This is a genomic window from Algoriphagus sp. Y33, from assembly GCF_014838715.1.
GTDB lineage: Bacteria > Bacteroidota > Bacteroidia > Cytophagales > Cyclobacteriaceae > Algoriphagus.
The window spans coordinates 1,730,215-1,752,650 of the sequence record NZ_CP061947.1; the positions used below are offsets into that span (position 1 = coordinate 1,730,215).

Consider the following 22,436-nt stretch of genomic DNA (forward strand, 5'->3'; position numbering starts at 1 on the left):
TTAATATACATTACAAAATAATCAACTTTAGCTTGTGTAGTATCATATCCTGGATCAAAAAAAAGACCCAGTCTGCTAACTGAGTCTTTAACTGCCAATCAAATTATTACAGGTTTACATCCCGTTATGTACAGAGTAAGGCAGATGCCGTGCTAATCTCTGAGCTGAGTTTCTAGAATTTTCTGCCATTTTTCTGCTATTCCACGCTCTCCTGCCATATCGCTGAAGAGTTCCCCATCATAGATTTCAATTGTCTTTGGGGAATGTGATGCATCTTTGAAATGGAACTGTAAAGCCAGAAAGTCCAGAATATAGCGCTTCTCTTTTCCGACCAGTACCCTGCGGTTTTTCTCTTGAATGCTGACTTTGGTTACTTCAGTTAAGTCTATCAAGCTTTGTTCAGGATAGCTGCCGAATCGGTGGTAAATCAGTTTTTTGGTTTGGATGTCCAAGCCTAAATGATAGTGATTTCTCCATCGTTCGTGCTGTGTGGGCACCACATTTTTGGTTGCTGAAAACTCCTCAAAGGAGGCAAGGTTGGCAGAAGTTAATTTTTTAAGTTTATAACTATAATATACAAATGGCGAGGCAGTAGCCACTATTGCAAACGATGACACAACTAGTGTGACAGGATCCATTGAGATCATAAGAAAAGGATTAAATGAATAGAAATTTGGAGGGTGCTAGACTGTAGCAGTTATTCTATTCGATCTTACCAGGGATAGAAAAAACGTATGAACGTGTCCTTAACGTCAAAAAGTGGAAGTGACTTTTTGAAAAATGAAGAAGCTAAATACGCTTTGCAGGGATTGAGTAGATCAACATACCAAGCCGGGTTTAGCTTAGCATTTAAACTCCAGTCAACTTTGAATTCAGGGATTTCAAGAATCTCTGTCCCTGAATTAAATTGTATTTTCGAAAACTGAACTAAATTGGAGACAGAATCATGGGAATGATTATTTTCGGAAGATTCATTCGGGCTGGAAAAAGCAAAAACAGCCATAAATCCTATGACCCAACTGAGGGAAATCATTACGATTGATAGCTGTTTTTTCATTATGTATACCTACCTATTTTAATTCGAATTAACGGCGATTAAAGCAACAAGTTAAGAGTGATTTTGTTTTATTTTTTCAAATTAAAAATTTTTAACGAGCTGATGTTTTTAGAGACTGCAATATTTTTCCACGGACTAGACGGAAACAGGATGGATGTCATCACTAATTCTCCATCATTGACAAATAATTCAATGGATGATGCATCCACATATATCCTGATATCTTTTGCTTCCCAGCTCATAGGAGCTGAATGAATTGCCGCAAAATCCCGATGAAAATCACTTTTGCCTGCATTTCTTCGATCTATGCTTACAAGGCCATTTTCTTTCGAGAGTACGAGATTTTCCCCAAGTTCATTTGATAAGGTAATTGAAAAAGAATCTGAATTGACATTCGCCGTGATTTCCACTGCTTCAGAAGGTAGGCCGGAAATTTCTTTATTCACCTTATATTCTTCAGAACGCAGTTTTTCGAGTTCAGCCGCAGGAGCTGACTTCAACAGCAAAGTGCCGTTTACGTCGAACAGGCTTAATTCTCTAGGAACGGTCATTGCTGATCTCCATGCTTGTGTAGGAACCGCATTTGCATAGAGCCAGTTGCTCATCCAGCCAATGAAAAGTGTTCTGTTTTGCTCAGTAGGAAGATTACTCCACGTAACTCCAGCATAATTGTCAGGGCCATAGTCCAGCCAACGGATCATGGTATCATCCGGTGTAAATTGTCCATTCGCAAACTCACCTATAAAATATTGGGTAGCAGATCCATTCTGAGGCCCACCGGGATTTATACTGACCAACAAAACCCATTTGGTTTCCCCTGACGGAGTTTTGAAAGGAAGCAAATCAGGGCATTCCCAGACTCCTCCATGTGCTCCAATGTTCTTTCCAAATTCTCCCATCAACCTCCAGTTTTTCAAATCCGGGGAGCCATAGAAATTAATCTGATCAAGAACAGCCAACGTCATTATCCATGAGTTGGAACCGTCAGGGTTTGCAATTTGGGAGACTTTGGGATCACGGAAGTCCCGAATTCCCGGGTTGGATAGGACAGGATTTCCATCGTATTTCTCCCATGTTCTTCCTTTATCCAACGAAAATGCAATAGCTTGATGCTGAAATGTATTGGATGAAGTCTCAGCTTCTTCAGCATTGTGATAGGTAAAAACAGCAACCATCGGAGGATTCTCTGTAGTCCCTAATCCGGAACTGTTCTCTGCATCAAAAACGGCACTTCCCGAGAAAATATATCCCAGACTATCCGGATAGAGTGCTATTGGAAGCGGTTCCCAATTTAGTAAATCGGTGGAAACAGCATGTCCCCAGTGCATTGGTCCCCACACCGTGCTGTCTGGATAATATTGGTAAAAAAGATGATACTCATTATCTAGATAGATCAAACCATTTGGATCATTCATCCAGCCTGATTCTGGAGTAAAATGATAGGATGGTCTGAATTCTTCCGATACCTTGGATTCGAAGGGGATCTCAGGACTTGACCCACAGCTAGCTATTATAAAGATAGTCAGGGCGGTAAGAAGGATATTGGGTCTTTTCATAGTGTTTTCTTAAGCAGATTGAGTCATTACAAGATCAAGTACAGTATCTTTTTTTGCTTCATGTTTGATTTTTTCAGCGAATTGTGCTGCGTTGGCAGCATATTCCCTGTTCTTCCAAAAGTCTATCAAAGCTATTTCAAATTTGTTTGCATCAAAATTATGTATGCTCGTTCCCAGTGGCCCGAGCTTTCTCATTTCTATTATTCTGTTCCAAAAATATTGATCAATGATATGCGGGACGATCATTTGTACACAGCCATGCGCGGCTCCCTGATGTGTTGTTCCCGATCCGCCATGATGGATTATTCCATACAGCTTTGGCAGTATCCAGTCGTAAGGGATTTGATTCACGTAGAAAATAGATTCATCACTAGCTTCTAGCTGCTCAAGTCCACCCCGGGAAGTATTTACTATGGTAGGGATATGATGTTTTTGAAGCAGGTTGATTATGGTTTTGGAGTTTGCTTTCGGGGCTGTGTTTCCCATGGATCCGAAAGTGAGCAGTACGGCTTTGGGGTATTTTTCTAACCAATTCTCCAGCTCTTTGGATGGGTGGTATGCTTTTACTTGGTCTCTAAAGTAGTACCCCACGATTTTAGCGGATTCCGGCCAACCGGTAGGTTTTGGGAAAAGTGAGGGAGAAATCGTGTAGATAGTTGTCAACCGGTTCAATTCAAATTCCCTTAGAGCCTTTTGGGTTATTTTGATCGAAGGGAAATCAGAATAGTACTTGCCCACGAATTTTTTCATTCCCAAGTGTCTAATGCCATTGACGAGATAGTAGGATTTAAGATTCCATTTTGGGCCAAAAGGCTTCCACTTGCCAAAACCTATGTGGGGAAATTCTTTGGAGGGATGTGAGAGGCAAGGTATGGGCGTGAGTAATGTGAATCGATCAGGATTGGCCATTGCGGCGATATAGTAGAAAAGACATTTAGAATGAAAGACTATCCGTTCAGGTTTATGGGCTATAATTGCCTCTCTTTGTTGGGTGATAAGCATGTGTTGGAGTGCGATAGAGCTTTTTGCCAACCTAATATAGTTTCTTAGTTGATCCCAGCCATTTCCTCCTCCGCCCATAATGGTTCTGCCGCTCGGGGATTCCAGCATCTCCAGAAATCCCTTGTCAAAACCGATGAACCCGTACCCAAGTTGGGTCACAGTTTCTCTAAACTGCTCAGGAAAAAGACAGATAACCTCATGTCCTGCTTCCGCAAAAATTTCTGCCTGGGCTAAAAACGGCTCTACATCGCCACGTGTTCCCAAGGAAGCAACTAGTGTTTTCATCGCTTATTTTTTTAATAGTAGCCCTTTCAGTAGCTTTAAGGCTCAATCTGTTTTTAAATCCCACTCATCTTGATCTGGGATTATCTCAACCGGTGTATGGAAGTTAAGAAAGAATCAATAGAAGACAGTTGAGTATGGAGTCATTATTGATTTAAGAGAAGATGAATTTTAAACTTATACAACTTAAAAATATATGAAGGGAATTATTCTGGCCGGAGGATCCGGCACTCGCCTATATCCTTTGACTATATCCGTGAGTAAGCAGTTGATGCCTGTTTATGACAAGCCGATGATCTATTATCCGTTGTCTGTGTTGATGATGGCAGGAATCACGGAAGTATTGATCATAACTACTCCCGAAGACAGTGAGGCTTTTCAGCGACTTTTGGGCGATGGCTCTCAAGTTGGCTGTTCGTTTGAATATGCGGTGCAGCCAAGCCCGGATGGCCTTGCTCAGGCATTTATCATCGGTGAGAAATTTATCGGGAACGACAAAGTAGCGTTGATCCTCGGAGATAATATTTTCTATGGGTCAGGGCTTCATAGAACGTTGCAGGCTCATACTGATACAGACGGCGGCGTAGTGTTTGCTTACCATGTAAATGACCCGGAGAGATATGGTGTGGTGGAATTTGACGGCAATCAGAAAGCGATCAGCATCGAAGAAAAACCTGCGAATCCAAAATCTAATTTTGCTGTGCCGGGCCTTTATTTTTACGATAACAGAGTGGTGGAAATTGCAAAGAAAATCAAACCAAGTCCAAGGGGCGAACTGGAAATCACGGACATCAACAACGAATATTTGAAGCTGGGTGAGCTTCAAGTGGCAATACTGAATAGGGGAACCGCTTGGCTGGATACCGGTACGCATCAATCACTCTTGCAAGCGGCACAATTTGTAGAAGTGATCGAAGAGCGACAGGGCTTGAAAATCGGTTGTATTGAGGAAATAGCGTATAGGGCCGGTTTTATCGGCGAAGAAAAATTACTCCAGGCTGCTGATAAATTGGGAAAAAGCGGTTACGGAGGTTATTTGAGAAGATTGGTAAAGTAATATATGATTATCCGCAATGATGCCTGGTTATACTAGATGGAAGACGGGAGACGGAAGACCGAGGTGTCAGTACGCTAGGTCTTGACGCTAGAATCCTTTAATGCTTTTATCACTTTTCTGCCAGTAAAGAAACAAAAGCAATATAGGATTTGGCAAACTTTCGCGATGAGCTACTTCGGTCGTCCGTCATTGGTCTTCCAGCCGATAAAGCAACGAAAATATAGTTATTGGCATCATTGCGGATAATCATTAATATTTAAAAAGCCCGTAAAGAAAGAAACTTGACTCAAGAACAACCCGGAGAACTTGTCGGAGTGAAAAAGGCTCAAATTATTTCTTAATAAGCTCTTCAAGGCTTGTTCTCAGGATTTGCCCCATGTTGTTGCATTCCAAAAACTTATTGTTTGAATAGTACTTTGCCAGTTCTGACTTTAAGGAGGCAATATTTTCTGGTAGGGAAATAGTGTCATTCTCCATTGATCTCAGAATATCAAGAATCCCCTGCCGGGAAGATTTGAGTCTTGTGGCGATCAACGCACGCTCTTCCTTCTGATATTGGGCCATAGACTCCGGGGTGATGTATTTCATCCCCAACTGAATCAAGCTATTGTTCTCTTTAAAATATTGGGGCAGGTAAATAGATTTTTTGCCTTCATAGGATTGCTGGTCAAAGTCAATCGCCCGAATTCTATAGTGGGTCTCTTCAAAATCCGGGGTGACATCAATCACAAAATTTGAAGAATGCATATCTCCTAATAGTCTCACAAAGCAGCGCTCGTTGAATTTGACAAATTCCTTTGCCAGTCGGATCGGATTCAGATGAGGGTCTTCCATATGTGCCCGCATGAATAGATCTCCCGGGATTCCCGCAATATGTTCCTCTATCAGGGTGTTCTGATGTACCAGGTAAGAGATTCTGTTGGGGGAAAGCAAATGTTCCAGTTCTAAGCCGTAAACCCGTGATGCATCGGCATTTTTAATATAGAAATAATCAAAATTATCATTGATTCTATTCACTATCCGTACCCGGAACGGTTGTGTATTTCCATACACGCAAAGGTCAATTCTATCCACATACAGGTGCTGCATTACGGACATGTCACCGCCAGCTTTCAACAATGCATAGATTTTCTTAACGTTCAGGTGAATCTCTTCCCTATCGGATTGTTCATAGAATACGGTCTCCCACAGTGTGTCCTGTTCTTTGGAATCGTAGAGGGCAATAGAACTCGAATAGCGAAGCAGTTCGTGGTAGTGGATAGGGATGTCTACTTCTCTGGAATACTTAATCAGATAGCGCCTCAGCCCTTGACTAATGGGGAAAATCCGCTTCTTTTTACTGATTAGTGCCATCGTTTATAAATCCACATGCTGGCTTTTCTTCAGATTTCTATCAAAAATAAAGGGACCAAAAGGCAATACCGAAGCAATAAGCGCAAATAATGTTCTGCTAAACGTCCATTTTAGTTTATGGGCAGTCGGGAAGACGGCGTATATGTAGAGAATAAATAGCAACCCGTGGGCCCAGCCCACATATTTCACAGCAAGTGGATAATCCAACATGTATTTGAGTGGCATGGCAATCAGAAGCAATACCAGAAAAGATATTCCTTCAATAAGTGAAATCCAGCGAAAACGCTTTGCCCAGGTGTGTTGTTGGGGGGTAAGGCTCATTATTTTTTTGATATGTTAAAGAGTACTTTTAGTGTGTTCCAAAGCTTGCCTTTTAGAACTTTATCTTCGGCTATAGTGCTAAGTGCGTCTGCAAAAAGATATTCTGTTTCACCTTCTGTGTGTATCTGGTAGTCTGATGCAGGAAGGGCATTGATGGGGTGCTTTAATCGCCCAAACTTAAGTACAATGTGGGCATTCAGATCATATAAATCCGACAAACTTCTTCCTTCCAGGTCTTCCGATGAAAGTAATCCCACCTCATTCATCGAATGTCCTACGGCATTGACCATGTTTACCAACATTTCCATCACTTCCGGCCGTAGCAGTGGCTCTTCATGCAACACCAAAATTCCCTTTTCAAATTTTCCACGAACAATCAATGGCTCTGGTTTTAACTCCTGAGTAGGAGGATTGACTCCATCGATAGGTACCGTTTTCGGAAGAGTCTTTGGTTTTTCCTGTTCCAAAGGAGAATTTGTTTCCTGTTTGGCCAGATCGGGTTTAGGATCTTTTTCGAAGAAAAAAAGCTCTTCTGTGATGATATGCTGGAGCTCCTGAATGCTCATATTTTCCATGTCGGGAAATTGCTCAAAAAACACCTTAACACAAAAAAAGAGGAGTAATATATCTATCACTCCTCTCACTTTAGTGTTTTTCAGTTAACTCAATCCAGATTGAAAATGGACTTCAGTTCCACGGCATCCTCGGGTTTCATTCTTTTGGCAAGCACCAACCTCAATTGTCTTCTTCTAAGGGCACCTTCGAAATTTTCTATTTCCTCCGGCGTCTCGGGGACTAACTCAGGAATCCTTGAAGGTTTATTGTTTTCATCTACAGCTACAAAGGTGAAAAATGCCCTATGAGTTGTTATTTTTTTATTTGCGGGAATATCTTCAGCGGTCACTTCTATAAAGACCTCCATGGAAGAATTGAACGCACGGGTCACTTGAGCTTTCAGCGTTACCACATTGCCAAGAGCTATAGGTTCCTGAAAAGAAATATTATCCGCGGAGGCAGTTACCACTATGCTATTGGAGTGCTTCTGAGCTGCTATGGCGGCTACCACATCCATCCAGTGCATAAGCTTACCACCCATCAGGTTGTTTAGTGTATTGGTGTCATTGGGAAGAACCATTTCGGTCATGACCACTGCCGATTCCCGTGCAAATTTCTTGATGCTCATAAATCTAAATTTTAACAAAAATAGAAATAAAATTTTGTATGAAAATCAATGAGTTGATTTGTTCGGAATTTTATTTTGATATCCTGTCTAATTTGGATGATTTGAAATATCAAACCCTAAACCTCAAATTATATTATCTCCAACCGTCTTTTCCCAAAAGAGGGACAAAAGCAAACCCTTCATATTCTTCCCTGTCAACCTTTGTATTGGATTTTTTGGTGATTTTAAGCATGGTTTGTCTGCGTTTGTCACCTACCGGGATTACCAGTATTCCTCCGATTTTCAATTGCTGAATCAGCGCTTCAGGAACAACAGGAGCTCCTGCGGTGACAATTATTTTGTCGTATGGAGCATAAGCAGGAAGTCCCCCCGTTCCATCTCCATAGAAGAGATGCATCTCTATTCCCAATCTGGTCAAAAACCGCTTGGTTCCCTCAAACAATTTTTTCTGATATTCTATTGTAAATACTTCTGCCCCAAGAAGATGCAATATGCTTCCCTGATATCCTGATCCTGTTCCTATTTCCAATACGCTATCACCTTCCCTGATATCCAAAAGCTCCGTCTGAAAAGCAACTGTGTAGGGTTGGGAAATAGTCTGTCCTTCTCCAATAGGGAATGCTTTGTCCTCATATGCATGGGAGATCAACGCTGAATCAAAGAAAAAATGTCTTGGTAAGGTATTGATAGCCTGAAGGACACGCTCACTTTTTATTCCTTTTTCCCTAAGCAATGCCACCAAAGCTCTTCGTTTTCCTTTATGTAAATACGTGTCTTCGAGTTTGAGTAGGGGCATGGTTTTTTATGGTTTTTCGGTCGAAGATAAAAGAATATTTGGCGTAATTTGAACTCGAATCGGGCATTTATTGCTTAGTCATTGAATCTTTGAAAGTTAAATTCAACTCTATGTTTACAGGAATAATAGAAGCCTTTGGAACCATTGGCAATATAACACAAGACGGTACCAATGTACATTTTGATATTGATTCTTCTCTCGCTTCGGAATTGAAAATTGATCAGTCCCTAGCCCATGATGGCGTTTGTCTGACTGTGGTGCAAACTACGCCCGATTCGTATCGGGTAACGGCAATCGATGAAACAATCAGAAAAACAAATTTGTCACAATGGAAAGTTGGGAAAAAAGTCAATCTGGAACGCTGCATGCAGGCAAATGGTCGGTTTGACGGGCATATCGTGCAAGGTCATGTGGATCAGGTAGGGGAAGTAAAAAGTATTACGGATCAGGGCGGTTCGTGGATTTTCGACATCGTGTTTGACCATGATTTGGGAAATGTAACTGTGGAGAAAGGTTCAATTACTATTAATGGAACTAGTCTGACCTGCTTCAATTCCAGACCCGGCGGTTTCTCTGTAGCGATCATTCCTTACACGTATGAGCATACCAATTTTAATCAGCTCGTTTCTGGGGACTTAGTCAATCTGGAGTTTGATATTCTGGGCAAATACATTCAGCGGATTACCAAAGGATACGAGCTTCCGTAACAGTAAAAAATGAAGTTTGTCTAGTCACGAATGTCTGCATGAATGTCCATTTACGCGAAAACGGTTGTGGAAGGCCGTTCGTGATGACACGAACGGCGGCTACGAAGGATACGATTTGTTGTAGTGTTTTTTAACCACAAAGGACACGAAGGGAGACGCAAAGTTCGCTAGTGTTAGGGTTTATTGGATTTATTTGAGTTCCTTCCATTTTCTCAATTGTTCAATTTCTGATTTGAGGATTTCTAGCACTTCAATCCTGTGTTTTGAATTCTCAAGTTCGGATTCAAGCTGCAAAGATGGATCCGTTGGATGTGGTGGTGGGGGTGGATTTGTAAACTTCAATAAATAAGGGGATTTAAAGCTTCTTGAAAGCCCGCATTGAGACATTGTAATAAATCCATCTGAATTAGGGCTATTAGTGTACACTAGCCAAAATTCTTCCTCGTTAGTTGGGAAAATTGTGCATGAATCAGTGAGAGATCCAATTACATATTCCAACTCTTCCCCCTTAAGAGTTTCGAAAACTTCAAATTTGAAAGACCCATCGTCATTTCTTTCGACAATTTTCCCTAAAAAAATAAGGGCACTTTCTTCATAATTCAACTTTTGTGCACTTGCCAAATCTTCTGGGAAATAGCAATCGCAAAGTTTTTCTGAATAGAACTGCGTTATTAAAAGAAATGTTAATATAAAGTTCATCAGTCTTTGCCAAAAGGATTAATTTTTACTTCATACATCGTCTTCTCCTCGGCATCTTTTACCAATCTAAAGCCTACATTGGAAGTACCACTGTCAAAAGCTTGGCCTTGGCGCGCAGAAGGTCTGTAGTTTACACAGTAATTATCCGCACATAGAAAGGAACCACCTTTGATCACGCGCTCCATTGCGTAGGGATTGTCTGGATTGTAGCATGGCTTCATATCAGCATCCAGTTTCGGGGCTTGGCCGGCTAGTCTGGCATATTTCAGTGCGTCATACCAATCGTCCGTCAATTCCCAGACATTGCCAATCATATCGTAAAGCCCGAAGGTATTTGGAGCAAAAGATTTGACAGGGGATGAACCCTCGAATCCGTCTAGGTTTTGATTGTCGTGGGGAAAATCTCCCTGAAAAGTATTCGCGAGATATTGTCCGTTTGGAGTTAATTCATCGCCCCATGCAAAACGCTTGCCCTGCGCTCCGCCTCGTGCAGCAAATTCCCATTCGATTTCCGTAGGCAGCCGTTTCCCTGCCCACTCGGCATAAGCTTTGGCATCTTCATAAGCGATATGAACTACCGGATGGTTTTCCATTCCTTCCAAATCTGATTCAGGCCCACGAGGATTTTTCCAGCTGGTACCTTCCACCCATACCCACCAGAGTGAAATATCCTGAGTAGGAACAGCGTGAGGTGGAGGGCTGAACACCATAGATCCGGCCACCAAAAGTGAGTCGTCAGGTTTAGGTGTGCCGGGAGGGAGCTGTTTCTTGAGGTCTTCCCATTCAGGTTTTTTCTCTGCCAGTGTTATGTAGCCGGTTTCATCCACGAACTTCTTATACTGTGCATTGGTGACTTCATGCGTATCCATCCAAAAGCCTTTTACCATAAGATTTACAGCCGGTCTTTCGGCTGGGTACGCCTCTGCTTCATCGGTTCCCATGGCAAATTCACCTCCGGGAATCCAAACCATGCCTTCCGCTTTTTCGGTAGGCTCAGGTATGGTGGATATAGTTATTTTATCTTCATCCATCACCTTGTCAGCTTTCTCCTGACATGAGGAAAAGGCCATGCCGGTCAAGATTACAGAAACTAAGCCATATTGAATTCTACTGCTCATACTCGTTTTGCTTAAGGTATGAAAGTAGTGGATTCTTTCTTTTATACGAAGGATTCTATGTGAATGAATAGTTTACTCGTCTTTTTCGGCGGTTGCATTCAACCGATCCACTACTTTTTTTCGCAATTTATTGAAGAACTGCTTCCGTTCTTTTTCGCCCACCCGGCTGATCTGAGTGGATTTTTTGATTAAATTTTCCAGATTTCTAAACATCGCATCATTGAATGCTGGATCTGAGGTGCCGTGAAAATAGATCACGCTGTGATTAAGGTAGGTGACTTTCCTTTCATCCATGGTAGCGAAAAAGGTATTGTCTCCGATAATAAACTCATTTACAAAAAAGCTGTAATCTGCTCCTTCCACATCGGGATGCGCGGGGAGGATTTTTTTGCCTTTTTCTGCCATTTTTTCCAAGTTGTCTATCACTTCCAGCATACAGTTGTATAGATAAATGGTATCTTCAATAGAGGTCATGATGCCCATTTCATGATACAATTCGATCTGACGTAATGTGATATTAACACCTTCAATATTCCATATTTCAGTAGTTGGAATCTTGTGGTAAGCTTTGAGGATTTTTTCGGTTATTTCTGCAAACTGATCATAGAAATTATCCTTTATGGAAAATTTAGTATCCTTGAGACTATCGTTGAATAAAATAGATTTTCTCCAGAAAAAGAACTTGAACGCAGCGAGTTCCTTATGATAATAATGATGGAATGGAGGCATGTCTTTTACCAACCAATAAATATGTTTTGTAGAAAAACTATTGACCAGATTAAGTTGGGCATACACATCTTCCATCCATTTCATAAAACTATTTTCCTGATAGTCGTTTTGATTTCCCTGAAAGAGTATGCTGTTGGAGTGAAGGTTGAAAAAAGTGTCTACGGAAAGATTGAACCGATTACATAGGATTTCCAATTCACTGAAATCCAGTAGTTTTTCTCCTCTAATCCTTCTGTAAGCACTGTCAATACTGATCTGTAAAATTTCTGCGATCACATCAACGAGCGATGTGTAAGTGGGAAGGGATGATTTGAGTGTTTGGAAAAATGCCGCTTGACTCTTATTGAAACTCATAGCAACACGTCAGGTTAGTGGGTGGATGAAGTAAAATCTTCATTAAGGTAAAGTAAAGTTGAATAATAAAAAATGAATTTTGAAATAAAAAATACCCTTTATGTATGTCTAATTGAATGCGGCGAAATCAAGCGAAATGGTTTCTTTGGTTTACCCTTCCTATAGGTGAGGCAGTCCGGTAATCAAAGTGATTTAGGAGAATAGCGTCACTTCGAAAAATGAGATTTAATTTAAAATATATATATATCCGCTTTTCTGCCAGTAAAGAGACTAAAGCATTATAGGATTTGGAAAACACTAGCGCCGAGGCCACTTCGGTCTTCTGTCATCGGTCTTCCAGCTGTTACACCAAAGAAAATGAGGCTACTGGCATCATTGCGGATAATCATATTAAGATATGTGTATCCGAATGAATGTACGCACTGGAGTTATGTCAGAATCGTCCTCCTGGAACTCATGAAAAATTATTCTGCTAACAATCCCATAGTTCTGTCTACCACAGCCCGGTTTTCGACTGTTGGTATTGTTATTGGATGAATAACTAAAAAATATACCTTATGGAGACAGTGATCATTTCTACAGCATAAAAATGGCTATTACTGTCTAATGGAAGTCCAACATATCGAGTAGGGGATATTCTTCAACTTAAAGAAGGTGTACGCCTTAGTTCATGAGCTGTACGTTTACGGACTGTCGGGTAGAAAAAAGGGCTGACGATTCCATATTAAAATAAAAAAGGGTAACAAATGAAAAAATCGCAATTGAGAAATATCAGAGCCTGCGGAAGGTCAGAGAAATTAGCTTGGAGATCTTATGATTGAAAGCTGAATGTATTGTGAATAGTTGTAATTAAACAAGTTGAAATCCTTTAATTTAGATACAGCCGTGGTTAAAATATTAAGCTATGGAGTAGGGGTGGTAGCTATAGGATACATGTCCTATCAGTATCCGCTTTTCTCTTTTGTGTTGCTGGGTACGCTGGTTCTTACAATGTTTTATATTCTGATAGCCGGGTTACTGAGGGTATTCCGCAAACGTATCCGTGGAAATTGGTTTCATACCCCATTGGCCATTGTCAGTATAATCCTGATTGGGTTAGCCGTTGGTCTACTTCGCCCCTTGCATAAACCGCTCCTGGAATCAGGTGACGTATCGAAGGATCTGGAATATGCCTACATGATGGATCAGGGCGACCGTAAAAACCTGAAGTTCTTTCTCGGCGCTTATCGTAAACAAATGAAGGAGAGGGATAGTTTAAGGCTGGCTCAGGTTCTGAACCTGAAACGGGAAAATGGGATAGACGAAGGCGTGGATAAGTTTCATGCGGCATTTATTCTTCATCACAACCCACAACGAGACAGTATCTTGTACCGTCAGGCATATAGCCTAGCGAAGGAAGCTGCTTCAGAGCCAGGGTTGACTGATGATTTTCAGGTGCAGTGGCTCTCAAAGGCTACCTATGACCGCTGGATGCTTTCCATCGGCAAAGAACAGAAATACAATACCCAAGGCGGGGTGAGTTTGGAAGTAAAATAAGCAAGCTTTATCAAATGCCTTTTGTTACTCGTACCAAGTATCATGTTATTAAAGGAGAAAGAACTATGATCCGAAGGTATCACACAAGCTTCCATGAAAAACTAACCTTATTCGTCCCGCAAGGAATTCACCGGGTTAATGCGGGCTGCTTTGATGGATTGGAAAGTAACGGTGATCAGAGCAATGCCTAGAAGTCCAATCACCGTGTACAGGTAAATCCCTATGCCAAGGGTTGTATGGTAAGCAAACCCGGAGAGATAGGCTTTTGCTGTATACCAAGCGATAGGGAATCCTATCAATAGTCCTACTAAAGTCAAGATGGCGAAATCCTTGCAAAGCAGGGCCCACAATTGGCTGGATGAGGCACCAAATACTTTTCTTATTCCCATCTCTTTTACCCTTTTGGCTGCGGCAAAGGAAGAAAGTCCAAAAAGCCCTAAACATACAATCAGCAATGCCACAATGGTGAAACCCAATGATAATTTTCCCAGTACTTTCTCCATTTGATATTCCCGTTCAAAAGCCTCATCTAAAAAGCTATACTCGAAAGGCTGGTCCGGGCTGAGTTTTTTCATTGTTTTTTCAATGTGCGCCAAACTTTCATCCATTGCGTATCCTTTACCTGTTTTGATATAGTAGTGGAAGCCCACATCAGTGGAATACATGAAAACCATAGGCTCAATGTCATCTCTCAGACTATTGTTGTGGAAATCCTCGGTAACACCAATAACCTGCCCCAAACCATTCCATACATCCAGTTCCATACCAATTGCCTCTTCAGCGTTGATTCCCATTACTTCGATGGCTTTTTTATTGAGCAGATATAATGGGGTATTCTGCTGTTCCGCAGAAAAATTTCTCCCTGCTACCATCGGGATCCCCAAAGTTGGGAGGAAATCTTGATCACAGCGTAAGAGTTTGAAGAAAATGGTATTGCCTTCCGGCTTTCCCTGCCATGATACCTCATCGGTGACGATAGGGATGGTCAGGATGTCGCTTCCCGAAAAACCTGCACTTTGTATCCCCGGAAAATTCAGTAATTCCTGCTTGAAAACGGCTGGGTTTCCCAATAGCTCTTGGTCAGGATCGATGATTATGACGTTTTCTTTCTCATATCCAAGGTTTTTCGTGCTGATGTAGTCCAATTGGCTGTATACCGTTAAGCTCCCCACGACTAGTGTAACCGAAGCAGCCAACTGAATTACGACCAAGGACTTTCTCAAACTTGATCCGGTCAACATAGGCATTTTGCCCCCTTTCATTATTGAAATAGGTTTGAAAGAGGATAGAAAAAAGGCTGGATAAGCTCCTGCCAGTAACCCACAGACCAAGGTCAACAGACCAGTACCTAGCAGAAACGTATAGTCTAAATCGCTCCACGTAATGTTTTTTCCGGTGATTTCACTAAAGTACGGCAAAAGGGAATTGACCAGTACGAGGGAAATGCCCAGAGCCATGAATGAGAGAATAGTTGATTCCAATAGAAATTGCAGCATTAGTCCGGATCTTCGGGAGCCAATTGCTTTTCTTACCCCTACCTCTTTGCCTCTGGTGGAAGCCCTTGCCGTGGCAAGGTTGGTAAAATTGATGCAGGCCATGACCAGTATAATCATGCCTATCAGACAGAATAGAGCTACATTTTCTATCTTTCCTCCAGCCTCTTGACCATTTTGGAACTTGGAGTATAGTCTTGATCTGGAGTACTTAAACAGAAATGGAGTACTATTACACTCAGGACAGTTTTTGGATACCAATGGGGAAAGCTTCAGGTTAGCTGTATCTACATCACTGTTTGGGTGCAAGGCTACATAAGTACGTGTGCCTCCACTAGGCCAGTGATGTGACCAGAGATTTTCTGCAAGAAAAATTTCAAACGGAAGGACAAAATCAAACTGAATGGTCGACTGTGCAGGGATATCGGCAAAGACACTGTTTACCACCAATTGGTGATTTTGGCTGACCTCCACAACCATCCCGATTGGATCCTTATCTGCAAATAGCTTTGCTGCCAGTTTTTCGGAGATGGCTATGGTGTTCGTATTTCCTTTCAGGGTTTCCATTTCCCCTTGGAGAATAGGGAAATTAAAGATTTCAAAAAGTGCCGGTTCAGCATATATTCCATTTTCGAGGAATGATTTTTCTTCGTGTTTGAGGAGCAGCTTTTCGTTCATGCTTGTCCTTGCGATCATTTCCGTCTCAGGAATTTCCCGTGCTATAGCTTCGGCCAATATAGAAGGAGTGGCACCATGGGTCTTGATTTCTCCGTCCGGATAGGTATTATTGATCAGGACGCTATAGATGCGGTCTGATTTATCGTGAAACCTGTCATATTTCCACTCGTCAATCGCCCAAAGTAGGATCAACATACACGTGGCAAGCCCCACTCCAAGACCCAGGATATTGATCAAAGTATAGCCCTTGTGGCGATAGAGATTGCGAAGCGAAGTTTTTAGGTAGTTTTTTATCATATCGGACAGGCTAATAAGCAGAAGTGTCAAGCCCAAAATGGCAGGAGTACAAATCCTGGGTTTTCAAACACTTTGCCAATCTCAAAATGCTGTAAGTCAATGAGAATTACTTCTTTTGTTCAGGTACTTCGTTCGCTGGCGGGCTTTGGCATTCGCAAGCGGACAATGTCTGAATTATCGAATGTTGCTTTCAAGTTTTGGAAATTGAAATTTTAGATTATTAAATCTGTCTGTCCGCTTTTCTGCCGGTAAAGAAACAAAAGTAACATAGGATTTGGTAAACTCTCAGGCTACTTCGGTCTGTCTCGCTGCGGCGGATCTTCCGACAAGCAAACCAAAGAAAAAATGCTACTGGCATCATAACGGATAATCATATTATTAAACCAGACGTACTACACTTCCAAAGAAGTGATATAATATGCTCAACCTATGCCGCATTGAGCAGGAGAAATAGCTTGAAAGTTTTCTTTTTTGGAAAAGCCACATTGGAAATAGATAAAATTCAGCACCACATTTTTATGTAATTATTTCCTATGTTTGAAAAGTTAAACAATGGGTAGAAATAAAAACGTAGACCACAGACTTGAATTCAGTCAGCTTCAAATTGTGGAGAGAATCTACCATAAGGGCTTGTGGGTGGGGTATAATACCTCTCTGCCGGAATTGGATATTCTTTCCCGGCATTTTAGAAGTGATTTTTTTCAGATACTCCTTTTTAGCGAAGGAACTGCGGAATTGAGTATTAATCTGCTGGATCATAACGTTAAAGCCCACGATCTTTTAATTTGCTCTCCTTATGATATAAAGAAAGTTAATAATGTGGGCCAATGCGTGCATTCAATGGTCTTATTTACCAATGATTTTATAGTGGAATCAGGGAATGGCAAATATGCCATGGAGTTTCTAAAGACTTTTTCTTCCGCTATATCACCATTGAGCAGTCTTGATAGTTTTGATTACAAATCTATAAATAATAGATTGTCAGAACTTTATAGGTTGTGTGTCGAGCAAGAGCATCATCAATATGGCAAGGAATTACTTTATTTATCATTTTCATCACTGTTATTTGAAGTTGCAGCAATACGACAGAAATATTCCATTACGCCGAATAAACCTATGTCAAGAAAAGAATACCTAATGTTTACTTTTGTAAGTCTTGTGAAAGAAAATTTTAAGGAGCATAGGTCTATGTCTTATTATGCTTCGAAATTGAATATATCAGCAAAGTATTTGACAGAGATCACACGACAGATCTCCGGAAAACCGGCTTCGGTAATAATTGAGGGGATAGTCACTGAGGAAGCTATGTTGCTTTTGGAAAATCCAACCCTAAGCATCGGTGAAATTGCAAATATTCTCAATTTCAGTGACCAATCCTTCTTTGGGAAATTCTTTAAAAGAAACAGCGGAGTTTCACCAAAGCACTATAGGAATTCTGTAGTTCCAAAATAACAGGTTGCATTAAATCCGCTTAACATTTTGTCCATTAGCATTAGGGCTAACTTTATTTTTTTGCTTTATAAATATGTGTGTCCAATTCTAGGGATAGCATTGATTTGTGGTATAACCTTTATCCCGAAATATGCACTAGCAATTCTACTCCACGCCATACAAGTTATTACAGCCATTACATTGCCGTTTTCAACTTCAGCATATGCGGCGCGGCGAACCCACTCTCCAAACAACCTGATTTTCTTGTAATTAATGTCCTTCCCGATTAAAATCGGTACAGGCAATAACGAAACCTAATGTATAATCCGGCTTTATTGAATTCTTTCATTCCTCAAGGTCTCTGATATAGTGCCGGAGACTTGTTCAATGGACATATTTTTTTCGCTGGCGGGATAAATGAATTCGTTGCCGGTAAAGGGTATTTTCTAATACAACCAAAAAAACACCTATTCTCATACTTATAACTCGTAAAAAACGGCAATTAGACCAATTTTACAGAACTGTGAGCCTTTTTGAAGCCCTATGGGTGACCTAATTTTGCCGTAGAAATACAGTCAAAATACAGGAACTTAATTTTCTTTTTATGAGAACACTAAAAATCTCTTTAATGGCACTTATTATTATGACCTCCCTGCATAGTTGTAAGAATGCAGAATCAAAAGAACAGGGGCAAGAAGCCGTAAACGTCTCTTTTCAGACAATAGCGGAAGCCGAGCGGGAGCTGAAGTTACGGTATTCGGCTACCATTGAAGCGGATAACATTGCACAGATAGGCTTTGCTGTTTCCGGGATAGTAAGCAAAATACTGGTGGAAGAGGGACAGAACGTATCGCAGGGACAGCTGCTGGCTGTCTTAGACACCACCATTTACAACAATTCCTACTTGATTGCCAATTCAAGCCATGCCCAAACGCTTGACCTATTCGAAAGACAAAACGAATTATTTGAGAAGGGAAGCCTTCCCGTGAGTGAGTTTAACAGCATTAAAGCAAGGCTGGAACAGGCTTCAGCGAACAAAAGAATCAGTTATAAGGATCTTGCTGATTGTAAATTATATGCTCCGATTTCGGGAATCATCACTGACAAAAGGATTGAAAGGGGCAGTACTGCCGGCCCTGGCATCGTCGCCTTTACCCTTATCAAAACAGATCAAGTATATGCCACGATTTCTGTTCCTGAGATAGAGGTAGGCGGCTTACTCCGGGATATGGAGGTCTCTATTTATATACCTACTCTTGATGACACACGAGAAGGGAAAATCACCATTATCAATCCTTTGGCCGATCATGCGTCCAAGACTTATAAAGTCAAGGTGAAATTGGATAACAAGGACCAAAAACTACTTCCTGGTATGCTTGCTGAAGTAACAATCCATCCTAAAAGAACTGAAAGGGTAATTATTGTCCCTGCTACTTCCGTTGTCCGGGATACAGATAATTTCACCTATGTATATGTAGTAAACGAGTCAAATAAAGCAATTCGCAAACGTATAGTTGTCGGGGAGATTACCGGTAAGCAAGAGCTAATCATCGACGAAGGTTTACGTAATGGGGACAAGGTAATCATTTCAGGACTCTCCAGGCTTAAGGATGGTACCACAGTGACCTATTAATCAGAGAAGAAAACTATCAGAAATGAAAACTCGAAAAATAAATTTCATAGAGGCAGCAATGAAGTACAAGGAGATTACTATTGTAGTCACTGCATTGCTGGTAATTTTTGGAATATACTCGCTGATGACGATGCCCCGGGCAGAAGATCCGAAAATCGATATGCCTGTAGCCATGGTATATGCTTTTTATCCGGGAGCGGATGAGATCCAAACCGAAAAGCAGGTAACCGAAAAACTGGAGCAGTATCTTTTCTCCTTTGAAGAAGTTGACAAGCGAAAAACACGGTCACAGACCAAGGATGGACAGGTTTTTGTCACGGTAGAGCTTTATACTTCGGTTAAAGACCGAAAATTGTTCTGGTCTACACTACAACATGGAATCAATTCGGTGCTGAAGCCAAATTTGCCACCGGGTGTACAGGGACCAATTGTAAACAGCAACTTTAGTGATGTTTCTGCACAGATAATCTCTATCTCTTCTGCCACACGCAACTATCAGGAGCTCGACAGGTATTTGGATAAGGTCGAGGATTATTTAAAAACGATTCCTGAAGTGTCTAAAATAAACCGCTCAGGGGAACAAAAGGAGCAGATTTATGTGACCATTGATGACCAAAAGATGCAGCAGTACGGCTTTGGTGTTTCCACAATTGCCAATGTATTGCAGAGTCACAATGTGACAAGCTATTCAGGGGAAGTAACCCTAAGGGAAAACACAATTCCTGTTTTCACGAATAGTCAGTATGCTTCGGAAAAGGAGATAGCAGAGCAGATTGTATACACTACCCCAGAAGGAGTAGTGGTAAGACTTAAGGATGTCGCCAAAGTAGAGCGCAGGTATGAAGAGGAAACTTCCTATATCAGGTTGGGAAGTGAACGGGCAATGTTGCTGTCTATAGCCATGCAGCCTGGAAATAACATAGTGGCCTTTGGAGAAAATATTGATGGCAAATTAGCCGAACTTAAAAAGGATTTTCCCGGGGATATAAAAATTGAGACCATTTTCAGCCAGCCTAAAGTCGTAGAGCAAAGTGTCAGCTACTTTATGCTTGAGTTTGGATTGGCGATATCGGGTGTGGTTATAGTAGTGATGCTATTGCTCCCGTTTAGAATGGCAGCTGTTTCCTCTCTTGCGGCACCTATAGCGGTAATGGTCACCTTTGGTGTGATGAATATGATAGGTATCGAGCTGCATCAGGTGTCTCTTGCTGGGTTGATTATTGTGCTTGGGATGCTGGTGGATGATGCCGTGGTAGTGGTGGATAATTATATCGACAAGCTTGATGAGGGGATAACTCCTTGGCAGGCTGCTTACAAATCTGCAAAGCAGCTGGCACTTTCCATATTTACAGCTACACTGGCCATCATATTTGCATTCTTACCGCTAGCCTTATTTATGGAAGGAATTGCCAAGGATTTTATGGCTTCTTTGCCGGTGACCATAGCTGTGGCACTGACTGCCTCACTGCTTATAGCGCTGTTCCTAACCCCATACATGTGTTATGTTTTTATCAAAAAGGGGTTGCATCACGGGAAAGATAACAATAAGCCCCAAAAGAAATCCTTGCTTGACCATATGCAGGAGCTCTTTGACAGAGCTGTAACCTACTGCTTTACCAAGCCAAAAACCACGTTGGGCGGAGGTGTTTTGGCTATAGTCTTGGCTTTTGTAATAGCAGGGAATGTACAGCAGGAATTTTTCCCTGTGAGTGAACGGGATCAATTTAGTGTGGAACTCTGGCTTCCGAACGGCACATCATTGGCCGAGACAGAAAGAGCCACAATGCGGGTAGAGGAGATTTTAAGAGAGGATAGCAGGATTGTAGAGATTGCCAGCTTTATAGGAACCAGCTCACCCCGTTTCCAGACTTCTTACTCCCCGGAAAACCCGAGACGGAATTTTGCGCAGCTTTTGATAACAACGGAGAGCAACAAGGCCACTGATGAGCTTGTGAAAGAGTATCGGCCAAAGTTTGAGGGCTTTTTGAAGGATGGATATGTACGGTTTAAGCAGTTGAGTTTACAAGAGGGGGCTCCAATAGCGATTCGTGTCATAGGCAACGATACCAAAGACCAGAGGGTTGTTGCGGATCAGATCATTGACATATTGGAAAATGCTGAGGGTACAAACTGGGTGCGCAGCGATTATGAGCAGGAGTATATGGGGGTGAGCTTAAAAATCAAAGAAAATGCGGCTTCCAGATTGGGTGTTACCAATGAGGCCATCACACAAACACTAGGAGTAGGGTTGAAAGGGTATTCTGTTTCCAAAGTATGGGAAGGGGATAATCCCATCGACATCTTTATGAGGTTGGATGACAGCAACAGAGATGGCCTGAATAATATAGAAAATCTACATGTCACCAGTTCATACGGAACGTCGATTCCAATAAAAGAAATAGCAGAGGTGGTTCCCTCATGGCATACAGGAGTGATAGCGCGTAGAAATGGGTTACGCACCCTGACTGTACTTTCAGAAGCCCAGTTAGGTATTAAAGCCGCAACTATTCTCAAGAATATCGCCCCGCAGATAGAGGCTCTTGACTTGCCTACCGGTATTTCTATTGCCTACGGTGGCGATGCAGAATCCAGTGCGGATAATATGCCCGGAATGATCACTGCCCTTAGTGTGAGTATACTCTTGATTTTCCTCACGCTGCTGTTCCAGTTTAAAACCCTGGTAAAGGCACTAATCGTTCTCTCGACATTCTTGCTTAGCCTTTTAGGTGCCTTTTTGGGACTTTGGATAACAGGGAACCCCATGGGTATGACGGCATTTATGGGCATTATAGCCTTAATTGGAATCGTTGTACGGAACGGGATCATCCTGGTCGATTTTACTGATGAGCTTATAAAGGATCATGACTACAGTATAAGGGATGCTGCGCTTACAGCTGCAAAAAGGCGGATGAGACCCATATTCTTGACTTCTGCCGCGGGTGCAGTTGGGCTTATTCCGATGATCGTCAGTAAGTCACCCCTTTGGTCTCCTTTGGGCAGTGTGCTGGCCTTCGGTCTGCTTGTGTCCATGGTACTGACGCTATTCGTGATACCGGTGATATACTATAGGTTCATCAAGCCTGAATCTATCGAAAATGATCTTCAGGAGGTTGACCAAGATAGTATTCTTACCACTATACACTAATCATCTAAC

At 41.7% G+C, this 22,436-nt stretch carries 19 protein-coding genes; 6 read left to right on the top strand and 13 right to left on the bottom strand.

The features are described 5' to 3' along the window. Window positions 1-152: 152 nt before the first annotated feature. The 4 genes from ID165_RS06935 to ID165_RS06950 form a co-directional block, all read right to left on the bottom strand. Window positions 153-647, bottom strand: a complete 495-nt coding sequence (locus ID165_RS06935) for a hypothetical protein (RefSeq protein ID WP_192349638.1) — start codon at window positions 645-647, stop codon at window positions 153-155. 65 nt (window positions 648-712) lie between these two features. Then, the gene (locus ID165_RS06940) at window positions 713-1,057 is read right to left on the bottom strand and encodes a hypothetical protein (protein WP_192349639.1); all 345 of its coding nucleotides are present in this window, start codon (window positions 1,055-1,057) and stop codon (window positions 713-715) included. Window positions 1,058-1,125: 68 nt separating this feature from the next. After that, on the bottom strand, window positions 1,126-2,613 hold the full coding sequence (locus tag ID165_RS06945) for a glycoside hydrolase family 32 protein (RefSeq protein WP_192349640.1): 1,488 nt from the start codon (window positions 2,611-2,613) through the stop codon (window positions 1,126-1,128). 9 nt (window positions 2,614-2,622) lie between these two features. Continuing rightward, a complete protein-coding gene (locus tag ID165_RS06950) occupies window positions 2,623-3,900 on the bottom strand; it encodes a glycosyltransferase (RefSeq protein ID WP_192349641.1) in 1,278 nt (425 codons plus the stop codon). Between the two features lie 193 nt (window positions 3,901-4,093). On the opposite strand from ID165_RS06950, the gene rfbA reads away from it, so the two are divergent. Continuing rightward, complete coding sequence (gene rfbA / locus ID165_RS06955) at window positions 4,094-4,954, top strand: glucose-1-phosphate thymidylyltransferase RfbA (RefSeq protein WP_192349642.1); 861 nt, start codon at window positions 4,094-4,096, stop codon at window positions 4,952-4,954. Window positions 4,955-5,284: 330 nt separating this feature from the next. On the opposite strand, the gene ID165_RS06960 is transcribed toward rfbA, so the two are convergent. From ID165_RS06960 to ID165_RS06980, 5 genes are all read right to left on the bottom strand, one after another. Further along, window positions 5,285-6,307: a hypothetical protein gene (locus ID165_RS06960; protein ID WP_192349643.1), complete on the bottom strand. Its 1,023-nt coding sequence runs from the start codon at window positions 6,305-6,307 to the stop codon at window positions 5,285-5,287. A gap of 3 nt (window positions 6,308-6,310) precedes the next feature. Continuing rightward, window positions 6,311-6,628, bottom strand: coding sequence for a DUF3817 domain-containing protein (locus ID165_RS06965; RefSeq protein WP_192349644.1), 318 nt, complete (start codon window positions 6,626-6,628; stop codon window positions 6,311-6,313). After that, window positions 6,628-7,203, bottom strand: coding sequence for a hypothetical protein (locus ID165_RS06970; protein WP_192349645.1), 576 nt, complete (start codon window positions 7,201-7,203; stop codon window positions 6,628-6,630). Before ID165_RS06970 ends, ID165_RS06965 begins: the two co-directional genes overlap by 1 nt. A gap of 89 nt (window positions 7,204-7,292) precedes the next feature. Continuing rightward, entirely contained in the window at window positions 7,293-7,811 is a 519-nt protein-coding gene (locus ID165_RS06975; protein ID WP_192349646.1) for an acyl-CoA thioesterase, read from the bottom strand. Between the two features lie 133 nt (window positions 7,812-7,944). Next, window positions 7,945-8,607, bottom strand: a complete 663-nt coding sequence (locus ID165_RS06980) for a protein-L-isoaspartate(D-aspartate) O-methyltransferase (protein ID WP_192349647.1) — start codon at window positions 8,605-8,607, stop codon at window positions 7,945-7,947. Between the two features lie 110 nt (window positions 8,608-8,717). Between ID165_RS06980 and ID165_RS06985 the strand changes: the two genes are divergently transcribed. After that, window positions 8,718-9,314 carry a riboflavin synthase gene (locus ID165_RS06985; protein ID WP_192349648.1) on the top strand — a complete coding sequence of 199 codons (597 nt, stop codon included), beginning with the start codon at window positions 8,718-8,720 and terminating at the stop codon, window positions 9,312-9,314. 189 nt (window positions 9,315-9,503) lie between these two features. On the opposite strand, the gene ID165_RS06990 is transcribed toward ID165_RS06985, so the two are convergent. The 3 genes from ID165_RS06990 to ID165_RS07000 form a co-directional block, all read right to left on the bottom strand. After that, window positions 9,504-10,013 (bottom strand): hypothetical protein, encoded by a 510-nt coding sequence (locus tag ID165_RS06990; protein ID WP_192349649.1) that lies wholly within the window; start codon window positions 10,011-10,013, stop codon window positions 9,504-9,506. After that, the gene (locus ID165_RS06995; RefSeq protein WP_370539740.1) at window positions 10,013-11,131 is read right to left on the bottom strand and encodes a formylglycine-generating enzyme family protein; all 1,119 of its coding nucleotides are present in this window, start codon (window positions 11,129-11,131) and stop codon (window positions 10,013-10,015) included. Before ID165_RS06995 ends, ID165_RS06990 begins: the two co-directional genes overlap by 1 nt. A 72-nt stretch (window positions 11,132-11,203) precedes the next feature. Continuing rightward, window positions 11,204-12,214, bottom strand: a complete 1,011-nt coding sequence (locus tag ID165_RS07000) for a hypothetical protein (protein WP_192349650.1) — start codon at window positions 12,212-12,214, stop codon at window positions 11,204-11,206. Window positions 12,215-13,099: 885 nt separating this feature from the next. On the opposite strand from ID165_RS07000, the gene ID165_RS07005 reads away from it, so the two are divergent. Beyond that, entirely contained in the window at window positions 13,100-13,750 is a 651-nt protein-coding gene (locus ID165_RS07005; RefSeq protein ID WP_192349651.1) for a hypothetical protein, read from the top strand. A gap of 107 nt (window positions 13,751-13,857) precedes the next feature. Here ID165_RS07005 and ID165_RS07010 read toward each other — a convergent pair whose 3' ends face one another. Continuing rightward, complete coding sequence (locus tag ID165_RS07010; protein WP_192349652.1) at window positions 13,858-16,218, bottom strand: ABC transporter permease; 2,361 nt, start codon at window positions 16,216-16,218, stop codon at window positions 13,858-13,860. A gap of 552 nt (window positions 16,219-16,770) precedes the next feature. On the opposite strand from ID165_RS07010, the gene ID165_RS07015 reads away from it, so the two are divergent. From ID165_RS07015 to ID165_RS07025, 3 genes are all read left to right on the top strand, one after another. After that, entirely contained in the window at window positions 16,771-17,670 is a 900-nt protein-coding gene (locus ID165_RS07015; protein WP_192349653.1) for a helix-turn-helix domain-containing protein, read from the top strand. A gap of 583 nt (window positions 17,671-18,253) precedes the next feature. Beyond that, the gene (locus ID165_RS07020; protein ID WP_192349654.1) at window positions 18,254-19,282 is read left to right on the top strand and encodes an efflux RND transporter periplasmic adaptor subunit; all 1,029 of its coding nucleotides are present in this window, start codon (window positions 18,254-18,256) and stop codon (window positions 19,280-19,282) included. 22 nt (window positions 19,283-19,304) lie between these two features. Then, window positions 19,305-22,427 carry an efflux RND transporter permease subunit gene (locus tag ID165_RS07025; RefSeq protein WP_225587017.1) on the top strand — a complete coding sequence of 1,041 codons (3,123 nt, stop codon included), beginning with the start codon at window positions 19,305-19,307 and terminating at the stop codon, window positions 22,425-22,427. Window positions 22,428-22,436 lie beyond the last annotated feature (9 nt).

Bases quoted from the DNA above. Each gene is read 5' to 3' on its own strand.
- ID165_RS06935 (WP_192349638.1), bottom strand. From the start codon at position 647: ATGATCTCAATGGATCCTGTCACACTAGTTGTGTCATCGTTTGCAATA.
- ID165_RS06940 (WP_192349639.1), bottom strand. From the start codon at position 1,057: ATGAAAAAACAGCTATCAATCGTAATGATTTCCCTCAGTTGGGTCATA.
- ID165_RS06945 (WP_192349640.1), bottom strand. From the start codon at position 2,613: ATGAAAAGACCCAATATCCTTCTTACCGCCCTGACTATCTTTATAATA.
- ID165_RS06950 (WP_192349641.1), bottom strand. From the start codon at position 3,900: ATGAAAACACTAGTTGCTTCCTTGGGAACACGTGGCGATGTAGAGCCG.
- rfbA (WP_192349642.1), top strand. From the start codon at position 4,094: ATGAAGGGAATTATTCTGGCCGGAGGATCCGGCACTCGCCTATATCCT.
- ID165_RS06960 (WP_192349643.1), bottom strand. From the start codon at position 6,307: ATGGCACTAATCAGTAAAAAGAAGCGGATTTTCCCCATTAGTCAAGGG.
- ID165_RS06965 (WP_192349644.1), bottom strand. From the start codon at position 6,628: ATGAGCCTTACCCCCCAACAACACACCTGGGCAAAGCGTTTTCGCTGG.
- ID165_RS06970 (WP_192349645.1), bottom strand. From the start codon at position 7,203: ATGGAAAATATGAGCATTCAGGAGCTCCAGCATATCATCACAGAAGAG.
- ID165_RS06975 (WP_192349646.1), bottom strand. From the start codon at position 7,811: ATGAGCATCAAGAAATTTGCACGGGAATCGGCAGTGGTCATGACCGAA.
- ID165_RS06980 (WP_192349647.1), bottom strand. From the start codon at position 8,607: ATGCCCCTACTCAAACTCGAAGACACGTATTTACATAAAGGAAAACGA.
- ID165_RS06985 (WP_192349648.1), top strand. From the start codon at position 8,718: ATGTTTACAGGAATAATAGAAGCCTTTGGAACCATTGGCAATATAACA.
- ID165_RS06990 (WP_192349649.1), bottom strand. From the start codon at position 10,013: ATGAACTTTATATTAACATTTCTTTTAATAACGCAGTTCTATTCAGAA.
- ID165_RS06995 (WP_370539740.1), bottom strand. From the start codon at position 11,131: ATGAGCAGTAGAATTCAATATGGCTTAGTTTCTGTAATCTTGACCGGC.
- ID165_RS07000 (WP_192349650.1), bottom strand. From the start codon at position 12,214: ATGAGTTTCAATAAGAGTCAAGCGGCATTTTTCCAAACACTCAAATCA.
- ID165_RS07010 (WP_192349652.1), bottom strand. From the start codon at position 16,218: ATGATAAAAAACTACCTAAAAACTTCGCTTCGCAATCTCTATCGCCAC.
- ID165_RS07015 (WP_192349653.1), top strand. From the start codon at position 16,771: ATGGGTAGAAATAAAAACGTAGACCACAGACTTGAATTCAGTCAGCTT.
- ID165_RS07020 (WP_192349654.1), top strand. From the start codon at position 18,254: ATGAGAACACTAAAAATCTCTTTAATGGCACTTATTATTATGACCTCC.
- ID165_RS07025 (WP_225587017.1), top strand. From the start codon at position 19,305: ATGAAAACTCGAAAAATAAATTTCATAGAGGCAGCAATGAAGTACAAG.